Below are 21787 nucleotides of genomic sequence, written 5' to 3'. Positions count from 1 at the left end.
CCGGGTCCGGCCGCGCGCCGGTCCCGGGCCGTCCCACGACCATGGCCTCCCGGCTCACGGCTGCCGCGGGGCGGGGAGCATGGCCGTGCGCTGCCAGCCCGTGCCGGGGGCCTGCGGGCGGTCGTAGCCGGGGGACTGTGTGGGCCGCATGACCAGCTCCAGTTCCCTGCTCACGCGTTCGGCCTCGCGGCGAACCTGTGTGGGCACATCGCCGCACTCCGCGATGAGTCGGTCGTAGATGGGGGAATCCTGGAACACCCGGCAACGTGCCTTTCTGCTCGTCGTCCCCGTGCGGGGGCAAGACTGAGAAGTCTAGGCGGCCGGGCATCCCGGAGTGTGAATTCCCTGGGATGACTTGACGCAGAACGGACATCTGTGCCACGCGAAGTGGCGGGGCTCTCACGCTCCCGTGGTGGAGCCCGGCCGGACGATCATGAGGACAGTGACCGTCGCCCACAGGAGATTGAAGATGCCGGTGAACATGGCCAGTTGCACGGTGTTCCGGTGGTCGACGGCCTGTTCGCCGTTCAGCCGCTCGAGGAGCTCTTCCTGGCGGGGCAGCACGAAGGCGGCCAGGATCCCGGCGGCAGCCGCGGTCAGCGCGATGGAAGTGACGAGCCATCCGCTGCCCAGGACACCCATCGCAGCCCCGGTGGCCAACCCGAGGACCGGGACGGTCAGTCCGACCCCGGAGTAGACGCGGCAGATGCGGTGCAGCAGCGCGACCGTGCCGACCGCCGAGGGGCCGGGGGCCTCCCCGCGCGCGCCGGCCGCTCGACGCGCCGCCGGCGGGAACATGCTGGCCGCCACGGTCACGGGACCGATGGCGACGATGGCGGCCAGCACATGGAGGGACAGCAGGATCTTGGTCACCGGGACTCTTTCCACGACGCGATCGACGATGCCGGGCTCACGTTAGGGAGCCGGGACGTGATCCCCCAGGGGCTGGAACGACAGCTTCCAACGGATTCTCGCCAACTCGTCCGACCTGCGGTCTCCCCTCACGGGCCACCCCGTCCCCGGGTCACACCGCTGGCGGGAACCCGCCTAGGGTGACGGTCATGCACTCCGTGGCGATCCTGGTTCTCGACCGAGTGGTGCCGTTCGACATGGCGGCGCCCCAGCAGACGTTCGCCTGGACCCATATGCCGGACGGGCGTCCCGCCTACCGGGTCCGATTGTGCGCCGAGACGCCGGAGGTGCGCGCGGACGGCGGTTTCACCCTGCGCATCGACCAGGGGCTCGAGGCGCTGGCGGAGGCCGACACCGTCATCGTGCCGGGCTGCTCCCCCGACGCCGCGCCGCCCTCCGCCCGGGTGCTGGCGGCGCTGCGGCGGGCGGCCGAGTCCGGTACCCGGATCGCCTCCGTCTGCGTGGGTGCCTTCGTGCTCGCGGAGGCCGGGCTGCTGGACGGGCTGCGCGCCACCACGCACTGGGTGGCCGCCGGCGAACTGGCCAGGCGGTTCCCCAAGGTCGAGGTGGAGCCGGACGTGCTGTACGTGGACAACGGGCAGATCCTCACCTCGGCCGGTGCGGCGGCGGCGCTGGATCTGTGCCTGCACATGATCCGGCGTGATCTGGGGTCGGCCGTGGCGGCGAACATCGCCCGGATGTCGGTGATGCCACTGGAACGGGAGGGCGGACAGGCCCAGTTCATCGTGCACGAGCACCCGCCGGTGCCCCGGGGGTCGGCGTTCGAGCCGCTGCTGGAGTGGATCGAGGACCATCTCGCGCACGAGGTGACGCTGGGCACACTGGCGGCGCGCGCGGGGATGAGCGAGCGGACCTTCAGCCGCCGCTTCCGCGAGCAGACCGGCACCACACCGTTGCAATGGCTGCTACGGGCACGGGTGCGGCGCGCCCAGTACCTGCTGGAGAACACGGACCACTCGGTCGAACGGATCGCGCGCCAGGCGGGGTTCGGCTCGCCGACGGCGTTCCGGGAGCGGTTCCGCAAGGTGGTGGGCACCACGCCATACGCCTATCGCACGGCGTTCCACGGGAAGACGAACGCCCCGGCGGCCCGTCCCTAGGCCACCGGGGCGATACCCGGCCGTGCGCCGGGTCTCACACGATGTCAGCCGACCAGCGTCAAACCGTTCTCCCCGTCCGCCTCCGCGGCATCGGACCGCCCCTTGGTGAGCAGCAGGGCGTCGGCCTTGGCGATGGCGTCGTGGATGACGGACGTCCCCATCATCACGCACAGCGTGTAGCTGACGTCCTCAAGCTGGCGTGCCGCCGTCGGCACGTGCCTCTCCGCCTGAGCGATCCTCAGCGACGCGTACCGCGTCAGCAACTCCCTGACGACCTTCCGGTCCGGTACGAGCACGTAGCGCCCCTCTCTCTGTTTTTCGCTCCGTATGCCCGAACCACGCGGAATCATTCACATGTTTTACTCACGCGGGGTGGAAATGACTGGAATTGATCGGTCTGTTGTCACCGGGGGATGAAACCCCACGTCCAAGGACTCAACTCCCCCACACAGAACGGTGACCCGACCGGTATCTCCCTGCCTCACTGCCATAGTCGAGAGCCCTTTCGGAGGTGGCTGTGAGCACAGAGGTGAGTGGGAGCACCGCGGGACGCGTCGCCGGGCTGGCCTCACGCCGGGACCGTGCGGTGGCCCCGGGCGGGCCGCGCAGACGGGGGGAGTTCTCGGCCCGGGAGCGGATCGAACGGCTCGTGGACAAGGACTCCTTCACCGAGACGGGCCTGTTCGTGCGGGCCAGGCCCACCGGGCAGGACGCCCGCCGCCCCCACGGCGACGGGGTGGTCACGGGGTACGGCACGGTCGACGGCCGCCCGGTGTGCGTATTCGCCCAGGACTCCACGGTGTTCGGCGGCAGCATGGGCGAGGCCTTCGGGGAGAAGACCGTCGCCCTGATGGACCTCGCCCTGAAGACCGGCTGCCCGGTGATCGGCCTGAACGACTCCGGCGGCGCCCGCATCCAGGAGGGTGTCGCCGCCCTCGCCCTCTACGCCGAGCTGGTGCGCCGCAACGTCAAGGCGTCCGGGGTGATCCCGCAGATCTCGGTCGTCCTGGGGCCGTGCGCGGGCGGTGCCGCCTACTCCCCCGCGATCACCGACTTCACGGTGATGGTGGACGGCGCCTCGCACATGTTCGTCACCGGCCCCGACGTCATCCGGACGGTCACCGGCGAGCGCACCACCGCCGAGGAGCTGGGCGGCGCCCGCACCAGCAACACCGTCAACGGCAACGCCCACTTCCTGGCCGCCGACGAGGAGGACGCCCTCGACACCGTGCGCGACCTGCTGTCGTACCTCCCGGCCAACAACCTGGAACGGCCCCCGGAGTACGCGCCCGGGCACGCTCCGCCCGGGGCCGGGCTCGACGAGGTCGTCCCGGACCGGCTCGGCGAGGCCTACGACATGCGGGACATCCTGCACGCGGTCGTCGACGACGGTGAACTGCTCCAGGTGCAGGAACTGTTCGCGCCGAACATCATCTGCGCCTTGGCCCGGGTCGAGGGCGGCTCGGTGGGCGTCGTCGCCAACCAGCCGCTGCGCGCCGCCGGAGTCCTCGACATCGACGCGTCGGAGAAGGCGGCGCGGTTCGTACGGTTCTGCGACGCGTTCGGCATCCCGCTGCTGACCTTCGCCGATGTGCCCGGGTATCTGTCCGGGGTACGGCAGGAGCAGGCCGGGATCATCCGGCGCGGCGCGAAGCTGCTGTACGCCTACGCCGAGGCGACGGTGCCCAAGGTCACGGTGGTGGTGCGCAAGGCCTACGGCGGCGGATACGCGGTGATGGGCTCCAAGCATCTGGGTGCCGACGTCAACCTCGCCTGGCCCACCGCCCGTATCGCCGTCATGGGCGCCGAGGGGGCCGTGGGCGTGCTGCACCGGCGCGAACTCGCCGCGGCCGACGACCCGGAGGCGCTGCGCGCCCGCCTTCTCGCCGCGTACGAACGCACCCACGGCACCCCGTATCTCGCCGCCGAGCGCGGCTATGTCGACGCCGTCATCGCGCCGCGCGAGACCCGGGAGCAGGTCTGCCGCGCGCTGCGCGCCCTGCGCGGCAAACGCGCGCCGATGCCGGAACGCCGGCACGGCAACATCCCGCTCTGACCTCGCCCTTCTCTACTCGTAGGCCGACGCACGCCGTGAGGAGCCCCGCCTGATGGACAGCCGCCGCCCCCCGCTCGCGCCCGCGTGCCCGACGCTGCCGGAGTACGTGTGGCACTGGGCCGAAACCACCCCGGAATGCCGGGCGTTCACCTTCGTCGAGCATCCGGCGCAGCACTCGCGCGGCGTCCACCGCACCCTGACCTGGCGCCGCCTGGACGTGCGGGTGCGGGCGCTGGCCGCGCGCCTCGCCGAGCGGGCCGGGCCCGGCGACCGGGTCGCCCTGCTGTGCCCGCAGGGCACGGAGTACGTGACCGCCTTCCTCGCTGCCCTGGCCGCGGGGCTGGTCGCGGTGCCGCTGTATCCGCCGGACCTGCCCGGGCACGCGGACCGGCTGGCGGGCGTGCTGGCGGATGCCCGTCCCTCGGTGGTCGTGACCACGAGCCGGGCCCAGGACGAGGTGCGGGACTTCCTCGGTTCCGACGGGCCGCGGATCGTCCTGGCGGACCAGGTGCCCGACGACGCCGCCCGCGACTGGCGGCCCGTCCCGCCGGACGCCGAGGCGACGGCCTATCTCCAGTACACCTCGGGTTCGACCCGCGCTCCGGCGGGCGTGGAGATCAGCCACGGCAACGTCGTCGCCAACGCCCGCCAGGCACTGACCGCCTACGGTGCCGGGGCCGGCCCGCTGACCTGCGTGGGCTGGCTGCCGCTCTACCACGACATGGGGCTGGTGCTGAGCATCGCTGCCCCGGTGACGCGCGGGCTCCTGTCGGTCCTGATGGACCCGGCCGCGTTCCTGCACGAGCCGGTGCGCTGGCTGCGGCTGCTCGCCGCGCATCCGAACGTCGTGAGCGCCGCGCCCAACTTCGCCTACGACTACTGCGTCGCGACCGTGACCGACGAGCAGAAGGAGGGGCTGCGGCTCGACAGGGTCACCGCGCTGATCAACGGCAGCGAGCCGGTCCGCCCGGGCACGGCCGACCGCTTCCACGCGGCGTTCTCCGGCCAGGGCCTGGCACCGGAGACGCACTGCCCGTCGTACGGCCTGGCCGAGGCCACCGTGTTCGTCTGCGCGGCCCGGCCGGGTGAGCCGCTCACCCGGTTCGCGCTCGACCGTGACGCCCTGGCGGCCGGGAAGGCTCTGTCCGCGCGGCCGGACGATCCCCGGGCCGTGCTGCTGGCGGGCTGTGGCACCCCGGCGGGCCAGCGGGTCCGGGTCGCCGACCCGGTGACGCGGGCCCTGCTGTCGGAGGGGGAGGTCGGCGAGATCTGGGTGCAGGGGCCGAATGTGGGGCGCGGTTACTGGAACCGGGGGCCGGGGGACGTGTTCGGTGCCGAGTTCGCGGATTCCGCGGCCGGTCCGGGCGGCTGGCTGCGGACGGGCGATCTGGGGACGGTGCTGGAGGGGCAGCTGGTCGTCACGGGGCGGTTGAAGGACCTGATCATCGTGGACGGCCGCAATCACTATCCGCAGGACGTCGAGGCGACGGCCCAGGACGCGGACCCGGCGGTGCGCCGGGACCGGCTGGCGGCGTTCGCCGTGCCGGGCGACGCCGGTGAGGGGGTGGTGGTCGTGGCGGAGCACGCGCGTACCGCGCGCCTCGCCGAGCTCGACGTACCGGCGGTGGTGCGTGCCGTGCGCGGTGCCGTCTCCGCCCGGCACGGGCTGCGGCTCGCGGACGTGGTCCTGGTGCCGCCGGGTACGGTGCCGCGCACCTCCAGCGGGAAGGTGTCGCGGGCACTGACCCGGACCCGGTATCTGGAGGGCGCGTACGGAGGCCGGGCCCGGGCGGCGACGGCGGGTGCCGCGGGATGAGGCCCGTCGACGAGGGCGTGCTGCGCCGGCTCATCGCCGAACGGGTGGCGGCCTGGTGCGGCACGTCCCCCGAGGCCGTCCCGATGGACCGGCCGCTGGCCGACCTCGGCATGTCCTCACGGGACGCGGTCGCCCTGGCCGGTGAGCTGTCCCGGGCCACGGGGCAGCAACTGCCGACGACCCTGCTGTGGGAGACGCCGACCGGAGAAGCGCTGGTGGCACGGCTGCGCGGCGCGGGATCGTCGCAGGCCCCGGGATCCTCGCACGCTCCGGGGTCCGACGCCGCGCCGCTGCCGCGAGCCGGACTGCCGAGCGGTTCGGCCGAGCCGGTCGCGGTCGTCGGGATCGGCTGCCGGCTGCCCGGCGGGGTGCACGGCCCGGACGACTACTGGCGGCTGCTCGGCGAGGGCGTCGACGCGATCCGGCGCGTCCCGGAGGACCGCTGGCGCGACTTCACCGCCTTCCCGCCCGCGGACGCACACCCGTACGGCGGCTATCTCGACGACATCGCGGGCTTCGACGCGGACTTCTTCCGCGTCACCCCGCGCGAGGCCGCGGTGATGGACCCGCAGCAGCGGATCCTGCTGGAGGTCGTGCACGAGGCGCTCGACCACGCCGCCGTACCGGCCGAGTCCCTGGCGGGCACCGCCACCGGGGTGTTCGTCGGCGTCTCCGCCCCCGAGTACGGGCAGCTCACCGGAGCCGACCCGGCCGCCGTCGATCCCTGGGCGCCTGCCGGGGGCGCCCTGAGCGTCGCCGCCGGGCGGCTCTCCTACGTCCTGGACGCCCGGGGGCCGAGCATGGCCGTGGACACGGCCTGCTCGTCCTCGCTGGTCGCCGTGCACCACGCCTGTGTCAGCCTGCGTACGGGCGAGAGCGACACGGCGATCGCCGCCGGGGTCAACCTGCTGCTGTCACCGGCCGTCTCGGTCGCCTTCCGGCGAGCGGGGGCCCTCGCACCGGACGGGCGGTGCAAGCCGTTCTCGGCGGCGGCGGACGGCATCGGGCGCGGCGAGGGCTGCGCGGCGGTGATCCTCAAGCGGCTGTCCGACGCCGAGCGGGACGGCGACCGGGTCCTGGCCGTCATCCGGGCCACCGCCGTCAACTCCGACGGCCGCTCGAACGGCCTGATGGCACCCAACCCGGCCGCGCAGCAGGCGCTGCTGCGGAGCGCTTACGCACGGGCGGGGCTCCCCGCGGCGTACGTCGACTACGTCGAGGCGCATGGCACCGGTACCCCGTTGGGCGACCCGATCGAGGCGGGCGCGCTCGGCGCGGTGCTCGGCGCGGACCGTGACCCGGACCAGCCGCTGCTGCTTGGCTCGGTGAAGGGAAACCTCGGGCATCTGGAGTCGGCCGCGGGCATCGCGGGCCTGGTGAAGACCGTGCTGGCCCTGCATCACGACACGATCCCGCCCTCGCTGCACTGCGCGGAGGGCACTTCCCTCGCCGACGACCGGCTGCGGGTCGTGACCGAGCCGGAGCCCTGGCCGCGCTACGGCGGCACCGCTGTCGCGGGGGTCTCCGGGTTCGGCTTCGGCGGCACCAACGCGCATGTGGTGCTGGAGGAAGGGCCGCCCGGCCTCGTCCCGGCCCGACCGGCCGAGGAACCGGCGGCCCGGCCGCACCTGCTCTCCGACCTCGACGCCGAGCGCCTGGGCGACACGGCGGGCAGGCTGGCCGACTGGCTGCGCGACAGCGCCGCGCACCCCGCCGACGTGGCCCGGACCCTGGCGGGGCGCACGGGCCGGGGCCCCGTACGTGCCGCTGTGGTCGCCCGCGACCGCGCCGAACTCGCCGATGTCCTGGGGGCGTTGGCGACAGGTCGTCCGGACGCGCGGCTGGTGACCGGTGACCGCGACCGTGTCGGGCCCGGCACGGTGTGGGTCTTCTCCGGCTACGGCAGCCAGTGGCCCGGCATGGGGCGGCGGCTGCTGGCCGAGGAACCCGCGTTCGCCGCCGCCGTCGAGAAACTCGACCCGCACCTCGCCCCGGAGTGCGGCCTGTCCCTGTACGACCACCTGTCGTCCGGGGCCGGTCTCGACCGTCTGGAGGTCGCCCAACCCGTCTTGTTCGGGCTGCAGTTGGCGCTCGCGGAGCTGTGGCGTTCGTACGGGGTGGAGCCCGCCGCGGTGATCGGCCACTCCATGGGCGAGGTGGCGGCGGCCGTGTGCGCGGGCGCGCTGGACGCGGCCGACGGGGCGCGGGTCATCGCCGTACGGGCCCGGCTGCTGAGCGGGCTGAGCGGCGGCGCGATGGCCGTGGTGGACCTGGACGACAGCGAACTGGAGTCCCTGGAGCGCGACTTCCCTGGTGTGCATGTCGCCGTGCACTCCTCGCCACGGCAGAAGGTCGTCACGGGAGAGGAGGCCGCGGTGGCCGGGCTCGTACGCCGACTGGAGGGGCAGGGCCGGGCGGCGCGGGCCATGCGGGTCGTCGGTGCCGGGCACTCGCCCCAGGTGGACCCGCTGCTGCCGGAGCTCGTCGACGCGCTGTCCGGCATCCGGGGGCGGCGGCCGGAGGTCCCCGTCTACTCCACCGTCCTGGACGACCCGCGCGGCGACCGCGTGTTCGACGCGGAGCACTGGGCGGCCAACCTGCGGCGGCCCGTGCGTCTTGACCGGGCGCTCGCCTCGGCGGCGGCCGACGGGCACACGGCGTTCGTCGAGATCTCGCCCCATCCGGTTCTGACGGGGGCCGTCGCGGACACCGTGCCCGGCGCCCTCGCCCTGGCCACCCTGCGCCGGGACGCCGACGGTTCCGAGGCGTTCGCGGGACAGCTCGGCGCCCTGTACGTCGCGGGCCAGCGGCTGCCCGCGCCGCCCGGCCGGGTCGTCGACCTGCCCGTTCCCCGCTGGCGGCACGCACGGCACTGGTGGACGGACGGCCGGGCACACCCCGAGCCGGTCACGGAGGACCCTTCCGTCGAAGCGGCGGAACCCACGGAGCCCTCTTCGGTCCTGGCCGGGCTGACCCGGCACATCGCCGCCGTCACCGGCCACCCGCTCGCCCGTGTCACCCCGGGCACCGCCCTGGCCGACCTGGGCCTGGACTCGCTGATGGCCGTCCGCGTCCGTACCACGGTGGAGCGCGAGTTCGGCGTCGCGCTGCCCCTGCGCGACCTGTTCGCCGCCGTCACCGTCGAGGACGCCGCGGACCGGATCCGGCAGGCCCTCCCCCGTGAGGACAGCCCGCTGCGCCCGCTGCGTGCCACCGGTTCGCTGCCCCCGCTGTTCCTCGTCCACGCCGCCGGCGGCCCGGTAGCCGTCTACCGCACGCTCGCCGAACGGCTCGGCGACGACCAGCCGGTGTACGGGCTGGAGCGGATCGAGGAGGTCCGGACCGTGCCGGAGAAGGCGCGGCGCTACGCCGAGGCGATCAACGCCGCTCACCCCGACGGGCCCTGTGTGCTGGGCGGCTGGTCCTTCGGCGGCTTCGTCGCCCAGGAGACCGCACGGCAGCTGACCGATGCCGGGCGGGAGGTGCGGCTGGTCGTGCTCATCGACTCCGCACGTCCTCTTCCCCGGCCGGGACTGACACGGGCCGATCGGATCCGGGCACATTTCGAGGGCTTCGCCCGCCACGTCGCCGACACCTACGGCGTGCGGCTGGAGTTGCCGTACGACGACCTGGTGGCCATGGACGACGACAGCTCCCGTATCGACACCGTGCTGCGGGCGCTGCGGGAGGCCGCCGATGTGCCGGCCGCCGCGCTGGAGCACCAGCGGGCCTCCTACCTGGACCTGGGCATTGGCGAGTCGCACCGGCCCGGCGGTTACGCCGGGCCGGTCGTCCTCTACCGGGCCGCCGAGCGCGCCCCGCACACCGTGCGCGACCCGGCCTACGAGCGGGATGACGAGGCGCTGGGCTGGGACGAGGTGTGCCCGCGCCTGGAGGTCGTGCCGGTGCCCGGTCACCATCTGTCGCTGCTCGACCCGCCGCACGTCGACGAGATCGCCGCCCATCTGAGCCGGGTGCTCGCCGGGCGGGCCCCCTGAAACCGGAACCAGAGGAGCCGCCATGTCCGACCTGTCGCCCAAGCCCGCCGCCGGAGTGTCCCGGCGCACCGTCGCCAGAGCGACGGCCGCCGCCGGCCTCGCCGTGCTGTTCGGGGCCGCGAGCGGCACGGCCCGTGCCGGGGCGGCCACCCGGCTCGGGCCGCGCACCCTCGACGTGTCCGTGCCCTCCGCCGCGCTCGGCCGCAGCGCGCCCGTCCGGCTGATCCTGCCGTCGGACTTCGGCACGCGGCCGGAGCGGAAGTATCCGGTGCTGTACCTGCTGCACGGCGCCCACGACGACTACACGTCCTGGACCCGCGAGACGGACATCGAGGCCTTCACCGAGGGCCGCGGCCTGATCGTGGCGATGCCGGACGCGGGCCCCACCGGCATCCCCACACTCTGGCGCGGCGGCCCCGACTACGAGACCTTCCAGGTCGAGGAGGTGCCGGCGCTGCTCGCCCGGGAGTACCGGGCCTCCGGCGTGCAGGCGGTCGCGGGAGTCTCCACCGGCGGCTACGGCGCGATGGCCCACGCGGCCCGCCACCCCGGCGTGTTCAAGGCCGCGGCCTCCTACAGCGGCATCCTCGACACCACCGCCCCCGGTGTTCCCGCCATCATGGACGCCATCGTGGCCCGGGAGAACCTGCCGGCCCGATCCCTGTGGGGTCATCCGCTGCTCAATGCCCTGACCTGGCGCGACTTCAACCCGCGGACCCGTGCCACCGGGCTGCGCGACACCGCCCTGTACGTCTCGCAGGGCAGCGGAGTGGGCCCGGGCGGCGGCGACCCGCTGCCCGGGGTGCTGGAGAGCGCCCTGTGGCCCTCGGCCCAGGGTTTCGCCGGGGCGCTGGCCCTGCTGGGTATCCGGGCCACCACTCACTTCTACTCGGGTGGGGGACACGACTGGTCCTATTGGAAGCGGGAGTTCAGCGCCTCGTGGCCGATGCTCGCCCTTGCACTGGGCGTGCCGGAGTGACAGGGGTGCCGTCGGGGCACGGAACGGAGCGGAGGGGACATCCGTCCAACGCTGGACTTCCCTCTCGTCCCACTGGCAGCAGCCCGCGGGTGAGCCGCTTCCGGTCGAAAGGAGTGTCCGTGATGGCTGTGCCCACGCCGCACGGCGTGCCGGACCGTCCCGGCACGCCGCCGGTGCCGCCTGAGCTCGCGGAGCTGCTGCGCGCCCAACTGGACTCCGTCGCCGACCTGGTGGAGGAAGAGGTCTGCCGTCAGGTTCCCGAGTACGCGCGGCCCGCCGGCGGGACGTACCGCAAGAACCTGCGGTCCGGGGTGGTGCAGGCGCTCACCCTGTACGTCGACTACATCGCCGACCCGCGCGACGACGGGGGCGCGATCGCGGCGACGTACTACGAACTCGGGCGTGGCGAGGCCCTGGAGGGCCGCAGCCTGGACGCGTTGCAGTCCGCGTTACGGGTGGGCGGGCTGCACGCCTGGCGGCTGATGGGCTCCACGGCGGAGCAACTCGGCCTCGACTCCGGCGTCGTGGCCGCACTCGGTGAGCTGGCGTTCCGGACCGTGCACGAGGTCGCCCAGGCGGCCGCGGCCGGCTACGCGGAGGCCCAGCTGCGCAGCACCGACGAGCTGGAGCGGCGCCGCAGACGATTGTTGAACCTGCTGCTGGAGGACGGTCCGGTGGCGCTGGAGACCGTGCAGGATGTGGCCCATGGTGCGCGCTGGCCGGTGCCCCGGACGGTCGCCGTGGTGGCGCTGGCGGCGGCGCCGGACCGGCGGGAGGAGGACCGGCCGCTGGCGGCGGCGGGCGCGCTGGTGGACATGGGGTCCCGGCCGCCGCGCATGCTGGTGCCCGACCCGGACGCCTCGGGCCGCTTCGGCCGGGCGTTCACGCTCGCCCTGCGCGGCCGGCCCGCCGCGATCGGCCCGACGGTGGCGGTCACGGAGGCGGCGCGGTCGCTGCGCCTGGCCACCAGGGCGCTCGGGCTGATGGGGCGTGGCATCCTGCCCCGGCAGGGCGTGGAGCACTGCTCCGACCATCTGTCGACCCTGCTGCTGTACGGCGACGAGCCGCTGCTGGAGCGGCTCCAGGCGCGGGTGCTCGCGCCGCTCGACACGGTCTCGGCGGGGCAGCGCGACCGCCTCGCCGAGACACTGCTGGCCTGGCTGCTCAGCGGCAGCAACGTGCCGGACGTCGCCACACGGCTGCACATCCACCCGCAGACGGTCCGCTACCGCCTGCGCCAGCTGGAGAAGCTCTTCGGGGACGCCCTGCACGATCCGGGCACCCGCCTCGATCTCATTCTCGCGTTGCGCGCGGAATCCCTGCACACACGGCAGAACTGACTCCCGCATTGAGCGGCGCACTCAATCGGCGACAAAAAACAGCGAGGATTCCATAATCCCGTCCATAACTCCCGGCGAGGGATAGCGAATACGTTCGGGCCGTCCTTTTTCGCAGGCGCCGCACGCGCCTCACACGCGGAGGATCCCCCATGCGTATCCGTTTGTGTCTCGCCGCGCTCTCGCTGGTCGGCGGGGCCGGGCTCGCCACCCTCTCGGCTTCCCCGGCCTCGGCCGCGGCCTGCTCCGACGTGGAACTCGTCTCGGCACGCGGCACCTTCGAGCCCGGGACGCTCGGCTTCATCGTCGGCGACCCGGTGCTTTCCGCGCTGCAGAAGAAAGTAACGGGCAAAAGCCTGACCAGCTACAAGGTGAACTATCCCGCGGACCTCTCCCCGACGTCCGCGGCACAGGGCAATCTGGATCTGGTGAACCATGTGAAGAGCCAGGCCGCGGCCTGCCCCAACCAGAAGTTCGTTCTCGTCGGCTATTCGCAGGGCGCGAACGTCGTCGACAACTCGATCGGCATCAGCAGCGCGGGCGCGGTGGTCGGCAGCCCCATCGTGGCCACGCTGCCCGCGGCGGTCGAGCCGAAGGTCTCCGCGGTGCTGCTGTTCGGCAACCCGATCCGGGCGCTCGGCAAGAGCGTCACCGGCACCTACCAGAGCCGCACCCTGGACCTCTGCGCCCAGGGCGACCCCGTCTGCGAGAACGGCGGGGGTGACGTCGGGGCGCATCTGAGCTACCGCGACGACGCCGACGCGGCCGCCACGTTCGCCGCCGGCAGGCTCTGAGCTTCGCCAGCACACCAGGGGGCCCGGGAGGATCTCCTCCCGGGCCCCCTTCCGGCGTCTAGCGGGGTGACCGGGCGAACCCGGCGAGGCTGGTGGAGACGATCTCGGGCCCGCCGTCGTTCTGTGTGGGCGCGGCGGTCAGCACGTCGAGGTGCTGGTAGCCGTCGGCGACCACGGGATGCAGCTCGGGCGGCACCCGGCCGGCCAGCAGTCCCTCGCCGGCGAGGACGGTGAGCACCGGGTTGGCGGTGAGCCCGCCCGGATGGACGACGAGCCTCTTCACCTGCGGCGAGGTGCCCAGCTGGATGTCCGTGACCAGCTTGGTCGGGAAGTACTGCTCGGTGAAGTCCAGCGGCTGCTCGGCGAGGCTGCGGGCCAGTTGCCGCACATCGGTGACCTCCTCGCCCGCACCGGTGAACGGGGTGCCGTCGGACGACCGGTGTCCGGGGTCGTCGGGGTCGCCGACGCGGTCGTAGTTGCGCCAGGTGTAGAGCGGGCCCTGGGGCCGGTCGGGGATGGCCTTGTACGCGGTGCCGTACAGACCGGGCTGCCGCGCACCTCCGTTGGCGACGGGGAAGCTCTTGTCGGCGATGGGCCCTCCGTCGAAGAAGCCGACGCTGGTCTGCAGGAACGCCAGGGGTACGGAGTTGTCGTCCAGCAGCGCTCCGAGCACCGCCCCGTTGGTGAGCCGGAAGTCCTTCACGGAGGGCGTACCGCTGAGGAACGCGGCGGTGTCCTTGGCGAACAGGAAGCGGTTGGTGGCCTCGATGTTGAGGTTGGAGGGCAGATAGCGGGGCAGGTCCGCCTCACCGTCGAGATCCTTGAGGGCGCCGAGGCCCGCGATGCCGAGCAGGGTCATGGTCTCGGGGTTGAGCAGGACCGGCGCGGACAGGGTGCGCGACAGGAGTCCGCTGTCCAGCCCGGCCTGGACCACGCCGTAACCGAAGCCGATGTCGGGCAGGTTGGTGTCGTCGGGCAGGCCCCCGCTGAGGTCGGCGAGCGAGGTGGAGACGGTGGTGTCGAGGGCGAAGTAGCCGGCGCACTGGTTGTACCCGGCGTCGGCCGTGGTGGCCCGGTTTCCGTCGAAGTCGGCGGCGGCGAAGTACCCGGTGATGACTCCGCCCAGCGAATGCCCGCCGCACAGCACCTTCCGCTTGCGCTGGGCCTGGTCGGGCAACTCGGCGGTGAGCAGGTCGTACTGGTCCCGAACGGTCTGCTCGATCCCGAGCTTCGCCATCCAGCCCAGCTGTCCGTTGCCTGCGTAGCCGTCGAAGGTCCGGCCGTCCACCTGCTTGCCTCGGTAGTAGTAGTCGACGGCGCTGTGCTGGTCGCCGGAGGCGATGCCGGTGCGGTCCTCCAGGCAGTTGGAGCGCCGGTCCAGCGCCCAGAACTCGATGTGCGAGCCCCGCTCGGCGGCCCTGGTGACGGTGTTGCGGGCGACGCTGTCGAACGCTCCGGCTCCTTCCAGGATGCCGGGCTGGGCGATGAGGATCCGGTCCGCGCCGGCCGACTCGGCGGGCCCGCCGGCCGAGCGGTAGCGCAGATACGACAGCCAGTCGCACGCGGCCGGACGGGGCCCGGCCGACTCCGGCAGCGGTACCTTCACCCGTACGACCGACTCGGTCACCCCGGTGACGGGGGACGTCGACGCGACCGGCGTCTCGGTCCGCGTCCCGTCGGCCCGGGCGCCCGGGGCGGCGGCCGTGAGTGTCCCGGCGGTCAGCAGTGCCGCGAGCGCGGCACCGCGCCACTTCCCTCTGCTCCTGCGTTTCATGTCCATGCCACGGACGCTAGGGCTGGGGCGGGAGGACCCTCAGGGGGTGCTGACGAGAATTCAGCTTCCCGGTCGCGCCTTGTCACCGGCGCGCAGAGCGCCCGGTGCCGGGAGCTGAGGGAGCGGCGGGCCGTACCGGCCCGTTCCCGCTTATGGTCCAGGCCGAGCTGCGAACCACCCGTTTCGGGCGCATGGTGGGGCTATGGACGGTCAACCCCCCGTGGTCGTGCAGCCGCCCGCGTCGGACGGCGGACGGCTGGTGACCATCCACGGCGAGCGCATGGGCGTCGCCTACAGCCTGTTCGACGTGCTGGACCTCCTGCACCGCGAGGGCCTGCCCACCGCCGACACGGCCGTCGACGACACCGAGCTGATCGAGTGGCGCGGCGGGGGCCCGTACGACTGGAACAACGGGGAGTCCGGCTCCGACGAGGCATGAGCCTCCGCCCGACGCCGGGGGCCTGCCCTGCTCCGCTTCGGATTCGGCCCTCGCCTCTCAGGCACCCGCCGAGGCGCATGCCCTCCCCTCGAGGCCCCCGGACTCTGCGCCGTCCGCCTCCGCTTCGGCCCCTCCCGCTCCAGCGTCCGCCTGGGCACGCGCCCCCTCCGCGCACCGCCCCGCCTGACAAGCCCCGAACCACCCCGGATACGGCCCCGCCCCTCGAACACCCGACGGGGCGCGCACCCCTCCCGGTGACGCACAGGCCTCTGCCTAGTCCGTCCCTGACTCGGGCCGCGCCCCCTCGGCCAGCGCGTCGAGGCGGGCGCGCTGGGCCGGCGTCAGGTCGAGGGCCGCCGCGGCGAGGTTCTCCTCCAGGTGCTCGATCCGGGCCGTACCGGGGATCGGCAGGACGACCGGCGCACGGTCCAGGAGCCAGGCGAGCGCGACCTGCGTGGGCGTCGCCCCGAGCTCGGCCGCCACGGCGGCGATCTCGGCCTCGGCCCCCGCCTTACCCCACGCCACGGGCCGCCACGGCAGGAAGGCGATACCGGCCGCCGCACACGCCGCGAGAACGGGCTCATGCTCGCGGTCGAGCGGGTTGTAGCGGTTCTGCACGCTCACGACGTCGACGATCTCCCGGGCCTCGGCCAGCTCGGCGACGGTGACCTCCGACAGCCCGATCCGTCCGACCAGGCCCTCGGTCTGAAGATCCCGCAGCGTGCCGAGCTGGTCGGCGAGCGGTGTGTCGGGGTCGATGCGGTGCAGCTGAAGCAGTTCGATCCGCTCGACCCGCAGCCGGCGCAGGGCCTGCTCGACCTGGTCGCGCAGGATCCCGGGCCGCCCGTCGAACTTCCACTCGCCTCCCGGGCCGGTACGCGCGACGCCGACCTTGGTGGTGATCAGCAGCCCCTCCGGGTAGGGGTGCAGCGCCTCGGCGAGCAGCTCCTCGTTGGCTCCCCCGCCGTACAGGTGGGCCGTGTCGATCAGGGTGACGCCCAGCTCCACGGCCCGCCGGGCTACGGCGAGGGCGTTCTCCCGGCCGGGCCCGGGCTCGGTCGGCAGATGCATGGCTCCGAAGCCGAGCCGGCGTACGTCCAGATCCCCGCCGATGCGGAAGGTGGTCGATGTCATGAGCTGTCTCCATCCCCCTCTGCTCAAGGGCCCACGCTAACAAGCCGGTTGGCGTCCGCTCCGGCCTCCGTGGCCCGCCTCGCACGCCGCTCCCCCGCCCCCTGCGCGATGCGCTCGGCGAGCCATTGTCGGTGCCCGGCGCTACGCTGCGCGCAAATGACCCTTTTGCCCCCCCCGGGAGGTTCACATGGTCACACGCCTCAATCCGTACCTCACCTTCAACGGCGAAGCCCGGCAGGCGATGGAGTTCTACAAGGAGGTCTTCGGCGGCAACCTCACCCTCAACAGCTACGGCGACTTCGGCCAGGCGGACGCCCCGAACGCCGACAAGATCATGCACGGCATGCTGGAGACCACCAGCGGCTTCACCCTGATGGGCGCCGACAACCCGCCGGGCATGGAGTCCGCGCCGGGCAACCCCTTCTCCGTGAGCCTGAGCGGTGACGACGACGCCGAGCTGCGCGGCTACTGGGAGAAGCTGTCCGAGGGCGGCTCGGTGGCGGTGCCACTGGAGAAGCAGATGTGGGGCGACGAGTTCGGCATGTGCACGGACCGCTTCGGCACCCCGTGGATGGTCAACATCGGCCCATCCGGGAGCTGAGCGAAACCGACCGGGGCGGTCCAGGACCGTCCACCCCGGGCCGCCCGCGCACGCCGCCCCCCAGTCCGGCGCGCACGGGCGGCCGTTTTGTTGGTACGTCCTGACAAAGCTGTTGACATCCCCCGAAGGCGGCCGCATAGTACTCGCCACTAGAGCGCGCTAGTAACGCGCTCCAGCGTCGCCCCGGGCATCCATGCGCCACCTCCCCGGACCGGGCGCGGCACCCTCTCCCCGCACAGTGAGGTGCACCCGACATGCGCAGACACCACAGACCCGCAGCCCTGACCGCCGCCGCCCTCGTGGGCGCGCTGCTCGCCGCCGGCTGCTCCAGCGGCTCCGGCGGGAAGCAGTCCGAGACCGGGGGCACCGACGCCGCGGCGGGCAAGGCCACCACCCCGCGGATGACCGTCGCCATGGTCACCCACGCGGCGCCCGGCGACACCTTCTGGGACCTGATCCGCAAGGGCGCGCAGGCCGCCGCCGCGAAGGACAACATCAAGCTCGTCTACTCCAGCGACCCCAGCGCGGGCAACCAGGCCAACCTGGTGCAGAACGCCATCGACCAGAAGGTCGACGGCATCGCGCTCACCGCGGCCAAGCCGGACGCCATGAAGGGCGCGGTGGCCAAGGCCAAGGCGGCGGGCATCCCCGTCGTCGGCTTCAACTCCGGCCTGGACGACTGGAAGGAACTCGGCATGCTCGAGTACTTCGGCCAGGACGAGAACATCGCCGGCCAGGCCTTCGGGGAGCGCCTCAACCAGCTCGGCGCCAAGCACGCCGTCTGCGTGATCCAGGAGCAGGGCCAGGTCGCGCTGGAGGCACGCTGCGCCGGCCTGAAGAAGGGCTTCAAGGGCACCACGGAGAACCTGTACGTCAACGGCGCCGACATGCCCTCCGTGAAGTCGACCCTGACCGCCAAGCTCCAGAAGGGCTCCACCATCGACCAGGTGGTGACGCTCGGCGCCCCGATCGCCCTGACCGCAGTGCAGTCGGTACGGGACGCGGGCAGTGAGGCCGAGGTCGCCACCTTCGACCTCAACAAGGACCTCGTCACCGCCGTCCAGGGCGGCGACATCGAGTTCGCCGTCGACCAGCAGCCCTACCTCCAGGGCTACCTCGCCGTCGACGCGCTGTGGCTGTACCGGACGAACGGCAACGTCAGCGGCGGCGGCACGGCTCCCGTACTCACCGGTCCCGCGTTCATCACCAAGGACAACGCCGACACCGTCGCGGAGTTCGCGAAGAAGGGGACGCGCTAGAGCCGGCCTCGGTCGACCCTGGGCGGGCCTTGGCGCCGTGTCTACTCCGCCGGGGGCGGCCCGCTGGTCCCCCGCACCACCAGCTTCGGGTCCAGCACCGCTTCACGCGGCGGCAGTTCCCCGTTCTCCAGCCGCTCGACGGCGAAGCGGACGGCGTGCTCGGCCATCAGGACCGCGTCCTGACGGACCGTGGTCAGGCCGATCGGCATCAGATGGGAGAGGTGACTGTCGTCGTAGCCGACGACGGACAGATCGCGCGGGACCTCGATTCCCGCCCGGGTGAGGGACATCAGCAGACCCATCGCACAGCGGTCGTTGCCGGCGAGCACCGCTGTCGGCAACGGCCGTCCGCCGTCGCACTCGGCCAGGAGCAGGCGGCCGGTCTCGACACCGGACTCCTCCGTGTGACGGCCGGGAATCACCCGGGCCTCGGCCTCCAGCCCGTGGCGGCGCATCGCGGCGCGGTAGGCCCGCCGCCGCTCCGCCGAGCCGGGACCGCGTCCGCCGTCGATGTGCACGATGCGGCGGTGCCCCAGCTCCACGAGATGGTCCATGGCCTGCCGGACGCCCTTGCCCTCGGCGGAATGCACGAAGTCGACATGGGCCTGGGGAACGCGGCGGCTGACCGAGACCGTGACCGTGCGCTGCCCGAGTTCGCCGAGGTAGCCGGGCTGGGCGTCCGGGCCGAGCAGGATCACCGCCTCACAGCGGTGGCTGAGCAACGCCTCGACCGCCTTCGCCTCGCTGCGCCCCTGGGTGGACCCGGAGAGCAGGACGTCGTACCCGAGCCGCTCGGCCTCGGGATAGATGCCGGTGATGAGATCCGTGTGGAAGGTCTGGTGCACGGCGAACATCACGCCGAGCGTGCGGCTGCGGCCACGGGCCAGCAGCCGGGCCGCGCTGTCGGGCCGGTAACCGATCTCGTCGGCCACGCGCAGGACCCGCTCGCGCGTCTCCCGGCCGGCTCCCGCCTGGTTGCGGAAGATGATCGAGACGAGCGCGCGGGAGACGCCCGCCTTCTCGGCGACGTCCGCCATCGTGGGCCGCTGCCTGCCCGATGCATCCACCTGTGAACCCACCCTCCGACGGCGCCCACCTTACGGGGTGTCCCGCGCGGGGATCCGGCCATGGGGCCCCGCAATCATCCAGCAACAACCTATTGACATGACATTTGGACAGGGGTCATCGTACTCGACTAGAGCGCGCTAGTAGCGCGCGTCACATCGCTCAGGCACCCTCTTCCCTCTCCCCTCAAGGACACTGACCATGGCAACGGCGCCCGTCCCTCTCCGTACCACCGTCGGCAACCTGTGCCTCGGCTCCGCTCCCGACTCCTGGGGGGTGTGGTTCCCCGAGGACGAGCACCAGGTGCCGTACACCCGCTTCCTGGACGAGCTGGTCCAGGCCGGCTACGAGTGGCTGGAGCTCGGCCCGTACGGCTATCTGCCCACCGATCCGCGGCGGCTGAGGGCCGAGCTGGACGCCCGGGGCCTGAAGGTCTCCGGCGGTACCGCGTTCGGCGCGCTGCACCGGCCCGAGGCATGGGACGAGATGCTCGCCCATGTCCGGCGGGTCGCCGCACTGACCGCTGCAGCGGGGGCGCATCATCTCGTCTTCATCCCGCCCATGTACCGGGACGAGAAGACGGGCGCGTTCACCGAGCCGCCCGAGCTGACCACCGAGCAGTGGGCCGGGTTGGGCCGGGCCGCCGACCGGCTGGGCAGGCTGCTGCTGGAGGAGTACGACGTACGGCTGGTCGTCCATCCGCACGCCGACAGCCACATCCAGACGCAGCCGGAGATCGAGCGGCTGCTCAACGAGTCCGACAGCCGCTACACCAACCTGTGCCTGGACACGGGCCATGTGGCGTACGGCGGCGGGGACAACCTCGATCTGATCCGCCGGTTCGGTGAGCGGGTCGGCTATGTGCACATCAAGCAGATGGATCCGGAGATCCTGGCTCAGGTCGCGGCCGAGGACCTGTCCTTCGGTGAGGCCGTGAAGCGCGGGGTGTGCGTGTCACCGCCGGCCGGAGTGCCGAACCCGGCCGATGTGGTTGATGAACTGGCCGGTCTCGACGCCGAGTTGTTCGTGATCGTCGAGCAGGACCTGTACCCGTGCGCTCCCGAGGTGCCGCTGCCGATCGCGGTCAGCACCCGTGAGCACCTGGCCGGCTGCGGCCTTTCGGGTACCCGCCGCCCGACCAACGACAGGTAAGGAGCGGCCATGGACGTCAGGGACGACACGACACCGGCCTCCAACCCAGCCCCTGCCACCGCCGTCGTGGACGACGCTCCTCCGGCGGTCAAGCGGCGGCTTCGGCTGATCACGATCATCGCCACGTTCGGTGGTCTGCTCTTCGGCTACGACACGGGCGTCATCAACGGCGCCCTGCCCTATATGACCGACGACCTCGGCCTGACGCCGGTCACCGAGGGCATGGTCACCAGCTCGCTGCTGCTGGGCGCCGCGCTGGGCGCGGTCGCCGGCGGACGGATGTCGGACGCGCGCGGAAGGCGGCGCAACATCCTGCTGCTGGCCGTGCTGTTCTTCGTCGGCGCGCTCGGCTGCACGCTCGCCCCGACGACCGAGGTGATGATCGTGGCGCGCTTCGTGCTCGGTCTCGCGGTCGGCGGTGCGTCGGTGACCGTACCGGTGTATCTCGCGGAGGTGTCGCCCGCCGAGCGGCGCGGCGCTCTCGTCACCCGCAACGAACTCATGATCGTCTCCGGTCAGCTGCTGGCGTTCACGTCCAACGCGATCATCGCGCGGCTCGGCGGCGAGTCCGGCGGGGTGTGGCGCTGGATGCTGGTCGTCGCCACACTGCCGGCGGTGGTGCTCTGGTTCGGCATGCTGGTGATGCCGGAGAGCCCGCGTTGGCTGGCCTCCCAGAGCCGCTTCGGCGAGGCCCTCGAAGTCCTCAAGCAGGTGCGGTCGCAGGCCAGGGCCGAGGCCGAGCTGAAGGAGGTCTCCGCGCTCGCCGTCAAGGACGAGCGGGAGAAGCTCGGCGGCTGGCAGGACATCAAGAGCACGCCATGGGTGCGCAAGCTGATGTTCGTAGGGTTCGGCATCGCGATCGTGCAGCAGATCACCGGCGTCAACACGATCATGTACTACGGCACGCAGATCCTCACCGACGCCGGTTTCGCCGCCGACAGCGCGCTGACGGCGAACATCGCCAACGGTGTGATCTCGGTGCTGGCCACCTTCGTCGGCATCTGGCTGCTCGGCCGGGTCAACCGCCGGCCGATGCTGATGACCGGCCAGCTCGGCACGACCGCGGCCCTGTTGCTGATCGGCGTGTTCTCCCTGGTGCTGCCCTCCGGTGATCCGCGGGCGTTCGCGGTGCTCGCGATGACGGTCACGTTCCTCGCCTTCCAGCAGGGCGCGATCTCGCCGGTGACCTGGCTGATGCTGTCGGAGATCTTCCCGATGCGGATGCGGGGCTTCGGCATGGGTGTCGCGGCCGTGGTGCTGTGGCTGACCAACTTCGTGATCGGTCTCGTCTTCCCGTCCCTGGTCTCCGGGATCGGGATCTCCAACACCTTCTTCCTGTTCGTGGTGGCG

General features: G+C 72.5%; 18 protein-coding genes. 12 read left to right on the top strand and 6 right to left on the bottom strand.

Annotation, left to right across the window (positions count from 1 at the left end):
* Nucleotides 1-54 precede the first annotated feature (54 nt).
* Nucleotides 55-258: a hypothetical protein gene (locus ACWIF2_RS10225; protein ID WP_454359700.1), complete on the bottom strand. Its 204-nt coding sequence runs from the start codon at nucleotides 256-258 to the stop codon at nucleotides 55-57.
* A 141-nt stretch (nucleotides 259-399) separates the two neighbouring features.
* Nucleotides 400-873, bottom strand: coding sequence for a hypothetical protein (locus ACWIF2_RS10220; protein WP_454359699.1), 474 nt, complete (start codon nucleotides 871-873; stop codon nucleotides 400-402).
* 188 nt (nucleotides 874-1061) lie between these two features.
* Here ACWIF2_RS10220 and ACWIF2_RS10215 point away from each other — a divergent pair, with 188 nt between their 5' ends.
* A complete protein-coding gene (locus ACWIF2_RS10215) occupies nucleotides 1062-2033 on the top strand; it encodes a GlxA family transcriptional regulator (protein WP_382484514.1) in 972 nt (323 codons plus the stop codon).
* Between the two features lie 44 nt (nucleotides 2034-2077).
* On the opposite strand, the gene ACWIF2_RS10210 is transcribed toward ACWIF2_RS10215, so the two are convergent.
* On the bottom strand, nucleotides 2078-2329 hold the full coding sequence (locus ACWIF2_RS10210; protein WP_454359698.1) for a DUF5133 domain-containing protein: 252 nt from the start codon (nucleotides 2327-2329) through the stop codon (nucleotides 2078-2080).
* 221 nt (nucleotides 2330-2550) lie between these two features.
* Here ACWIF2_RS10210 and ACWIF2_RS10205 point away from each other — a divergent pair, with 221 nt between their 5' ends.
* The 6 genes from ACWIF2_RS10205 (at nucleotide 2551) to ACWIF2_RS10180 (ending at nucleotide 13013) form a co-directional block, all read left to right on the top strand.
* The gene (locus tag ACWIF2_RS10205; RefSeq protein WP_454359697.1) at nucleotides 2551-4089 is read left to right on the top strand and encodes an acyl-CoA carboxylase subunit beta; all 1539 of its coding nucleotides are present in this window, start codon (nucleotides 2551-2553) and stop codon (nucleotides 4087-4089) included.
* Between the two features lie 52 nt (nucleotides 4090-4141).
* On the top strand, nucleotides 4142-5905 hold the full coding sequence (locus ACWIF2_RS10200) for a fatty acyl-AMP ligase (protein ID WP_454359696.1): 1764 nt from the start codon (nucleotides 4142-4144) through the stop codon (nucleotides 5903-5905).
* Entirely contained in the window at nucleotides 5902-9903 is a 4002-nt protein-coding gene (locus tag ACWIF2_RS10195) for an acyltransferase domain-containing protein (RefSeq protein ID WP_454359695.1), read from the top strand. The genes ACWIF2_RS10200 and ACWIF2_RS10195 overlap by 4 nt, the downstream gene beginning before the upstream one ends.
* A 22-nt stretch (nucleotides 9904-9925) precedes the next feature.
* Entirely contained in the window at nucleotides 9926-10882 is a 957-nt protein-coding gene (locus tag ACWIF2_RS10190; protein ID WP_454359694.1) for an alpha/beta hydrolase, read from the top strand.
* A gap of 122 nt (nucleotides 10883-11004) precedes the next feature.
* Nucleotides 11005-12222 (top strand): PucR family transcriptional regulator, encoded by a 1218-nt coding sequence (locus ACWIF2_RS10185; RefSeq protein ID WP_454359693.1) that lies wholly within the window; start codon nucleotides 11005-11007, stop codon nucleotides 12220-12222.
* Between the two features lie 149 nt (nucleotides 12223-12371).
* Nucleotides 12372-13013, top strand: coding sequence for a cutinase family protein (locus tag ACWIF2_RS10180; RefSeq protein ID WP_454359692.1), 642 nt, complete (start codon nucleotides 12372-12374; stop codon nucleotides 13011-13013).
* A gap of 58 nt (nucleotides 13014-13071) precedes the next feature.
* Here the strand turns inward: ACWIF2_RS10180 and ACWIF2_RS10175 are convergent, their stop codons facing one another.
* Nucleotides 13072-14793 (bottom strand): hypothetical protein, encoded by a 1722-nt coding sequence (locus ACWIF2_RS10175; RefSeq protein WP_454359691.1) that lies wholly within the window; start codon nucleotides 14791-14793, stop codon nucleotides 13072-13074.
* Between the two features lie 196 nt (nucleotides 14794-14989).
* On the opposite strand from ACWIF2_RS10175, the gene ACWIF2_RS10170 reads away from it, so the two are divergent.
* Complete coding sequence (locus tag ACWIF2_RS10170; protein ID WP_184586858.1) at nucleotides 14990-15226, top strand: hypothetical protein; 237 nt, start codon at nucleotides 14990-14992, stop codon at nucleotides 15224-15226.
* Nucleotides 15227-15499: 273 nt separating this feature from the next.
* Here ACWIF2_RS10170 and ACWIF2_RS10165 read toward each other — a convergent pair whose 3' ends face one another.
* On the bottom strand, nucleotides 15500-16360 hold the full coding sequence (locus tag ACWIF2_RS10165) for an aldo/keto reductase (RefSeq protein WP_454359690.1): 861 nt from the start codon (nucleotides 16358-16360) through the stop codon (nucleotides 15500-15502).
* 187 nt (nucleotides 16361-16547) lie between these two features.
* Between ACWIF2_RS10165 and ACWIF2_RS10160 the strand changes: the two genes are divergently transcribed.
* Together ACWIF2_RS10160 and ACWIF2_RS10155 are read left to right on the top strand one after the other, a co-directional pair.
* Nucleotides 16548-16961, top strand: coding sequence for a VOC family protein (locus tag ACWIF2_RS10160; RefSeq protein ID WP_454359689.1), 414 nt, complete (start codon nucleotides 16548-16550; stop codon nucleotides 16959-16961).
* A gap of 254 nt (nucleotides 16962-17215) precedes the next feature.
* Nucleotides 17216-18220 (top strand): substrate-binding domain-containing protein, encoded by a 1005-nt coding sequence (locus tag ACWIF2_RS10155; RefSeq protein ID WP_454359688.1) that lies wholly within the window; start codon nucleotides 17216-17218, stop codon nucleotides 18218-18220.
* A gap of 41 nt (nucleotides 18221-18261) precedes the next feature.
* On the opposite strand, the gene ACWIF2_RS10150 is transcribed toward ACWIF2_RS10155, so the two are convergent.
* Nucleotides 18262-19257, bottom strand: coding sequence for a LacI family DNA-binding transcriptional regulator (locus tag ACWIF2_RS10150; RefSeq protein ID WP_454359756.1), 996 nt, complete (start codon nucleotides 19255-19257; stop codon nucleotides 18262-18264).
* A 229-nt stretch (nucleotides 19258-19486) separates the two neighbouring features.
* Here ACWIF2_RS10150 and ACWIF2_RS10145 point away from each other — a divergent pair, with 229 nt between their 5' ends.
* Together ACWIF2_RS10145 and ACWIF2_RS10140 are read left to right on the top strand one after the other, a co-directional pair.
* The gene (locus ACWIF2_RS10145; RefSeq protein ID WP_454359687.1) at nucleotides 19487-20437 is read left to right on the top strand and encodes a TIM barrel protein; all 951 of its coding nucleotides are present in this window, start codon (nucleotides 19487-19489) and stop codon (nucleotides 20435-20437) included.
* A gap of 9 nt (nucleotides 20438-20446) precedes the next feature.
* The coding region (locus tag ACWIF2_RS10140; protein WP_454359686.1) for a sugar porter family MFS transporter at nucleotides 20447-21787 on the top strand (1341 nt) is incomplete at its 3' end.

Source organism: Streptomyces sp. NPDC055506, from assembly GCF_053643595.1.
The sequence above is the reverse complement of the archived record's forward strand: the minus strand, read 5'-3'. Positions and strand labels throughout refer to the sequence as shown.

Bases quoted from the DNA above. Each gene is read 5' to 3' on its own strand.
- ACWIF2_RS10185 (WP_454359693.1), top strand. From the start codon at position 11,005: ATGGCTGTGCCCACGCCGCACGGCGTGCCGGACCGTCCCGGCACGCCG.
- ACWIF2_RS10175 (WP_454359691.1), bottom strand. From the start codon at position 14,793: ATGGACATGAAACGCAGGAGCAGAGGGAAGTGGCGCGGTGCCGCGCTC.
- ACWIF2_RS10180 (WP_454359692.1), top strand. From the start codon at position 12,372: ATGCGTATCCGTTTGTGTCTCGCCGCGCTCTCGCTGGTCGGCGGGGCC.
- ACWIF2_RS10195 (WP_454359695.1), top strand. From the start codon at position 5,902: ATGAGGCCCGTCGACGAGGGCGTGCTGCGCCGGCTCATCGCCGAACGG.
- ACWIF2_RS10155 (WP_454359688.1), top strand. From the start codon at position 17,216: ATGCGCAGACACCACAGACCCGCAGCCCTGACCGCCGCCGCCCTCGTG.
- ACWIF2_RS10145 (WP_454359687.1), top strand. From the start codon at position 19,487: ATGGCAACGGCGCCCGTCCCTCTCCGTACCACCGTCGGCAACCTGTGC.
- ACWIF2_RS10165 (WP_454359690.1), bottom strand. From the start codon at position 16,360: ATGACATCGACCACCTTCCGCATCGGCGGGGATCTGGACGTACGCCGG.
- ACWIF2_RS10200 (WP_454359696.1), top strand. From the start codon at position 4,142: ATGGACAGCCGCCGCCCCCCGCTCGCGCCCGCGTGCCCGACGCTGCCG.
- ACWIF2_RS10160 (WP_454359689.1), top strand. From the start codon at position 16,548: ATGGTCACACGCCTCAATCCGTACCTCACCTTCAACGGCGAAGCCCGG.
- ACWIF2_RS10190 (WP_454359694.1), top strand. From the start codon at position 9,926: ATGTCCGACCTGTCGCCCAAGCCCGCCGCCGGAGTGTCCCGGCGCACC.
- ACWIF2_RS10150 (WP_454359756.1), bottom strand. From the start codon at position 19,257: ATGGCGGACGTCGCCGAGAAGGCGGGCGTCTCCCGCGCGCTCGTCTCG.
- ACWIF2_RS10215 (WP_382484514.1), top strand. From the start codon at position 1,062: ATGCACTCCGTGGCGATCCTGGTTCTCGACCGAGTGGTGCCGTTCGAC.
- ACWIF2_RS10170 (WP_184586858.1), top strand. From the start codon at position 14,990: ATGGACGGTCAACCCCCCGTGGTCGTGCAGCCGCCCGCGTCGGACGGC.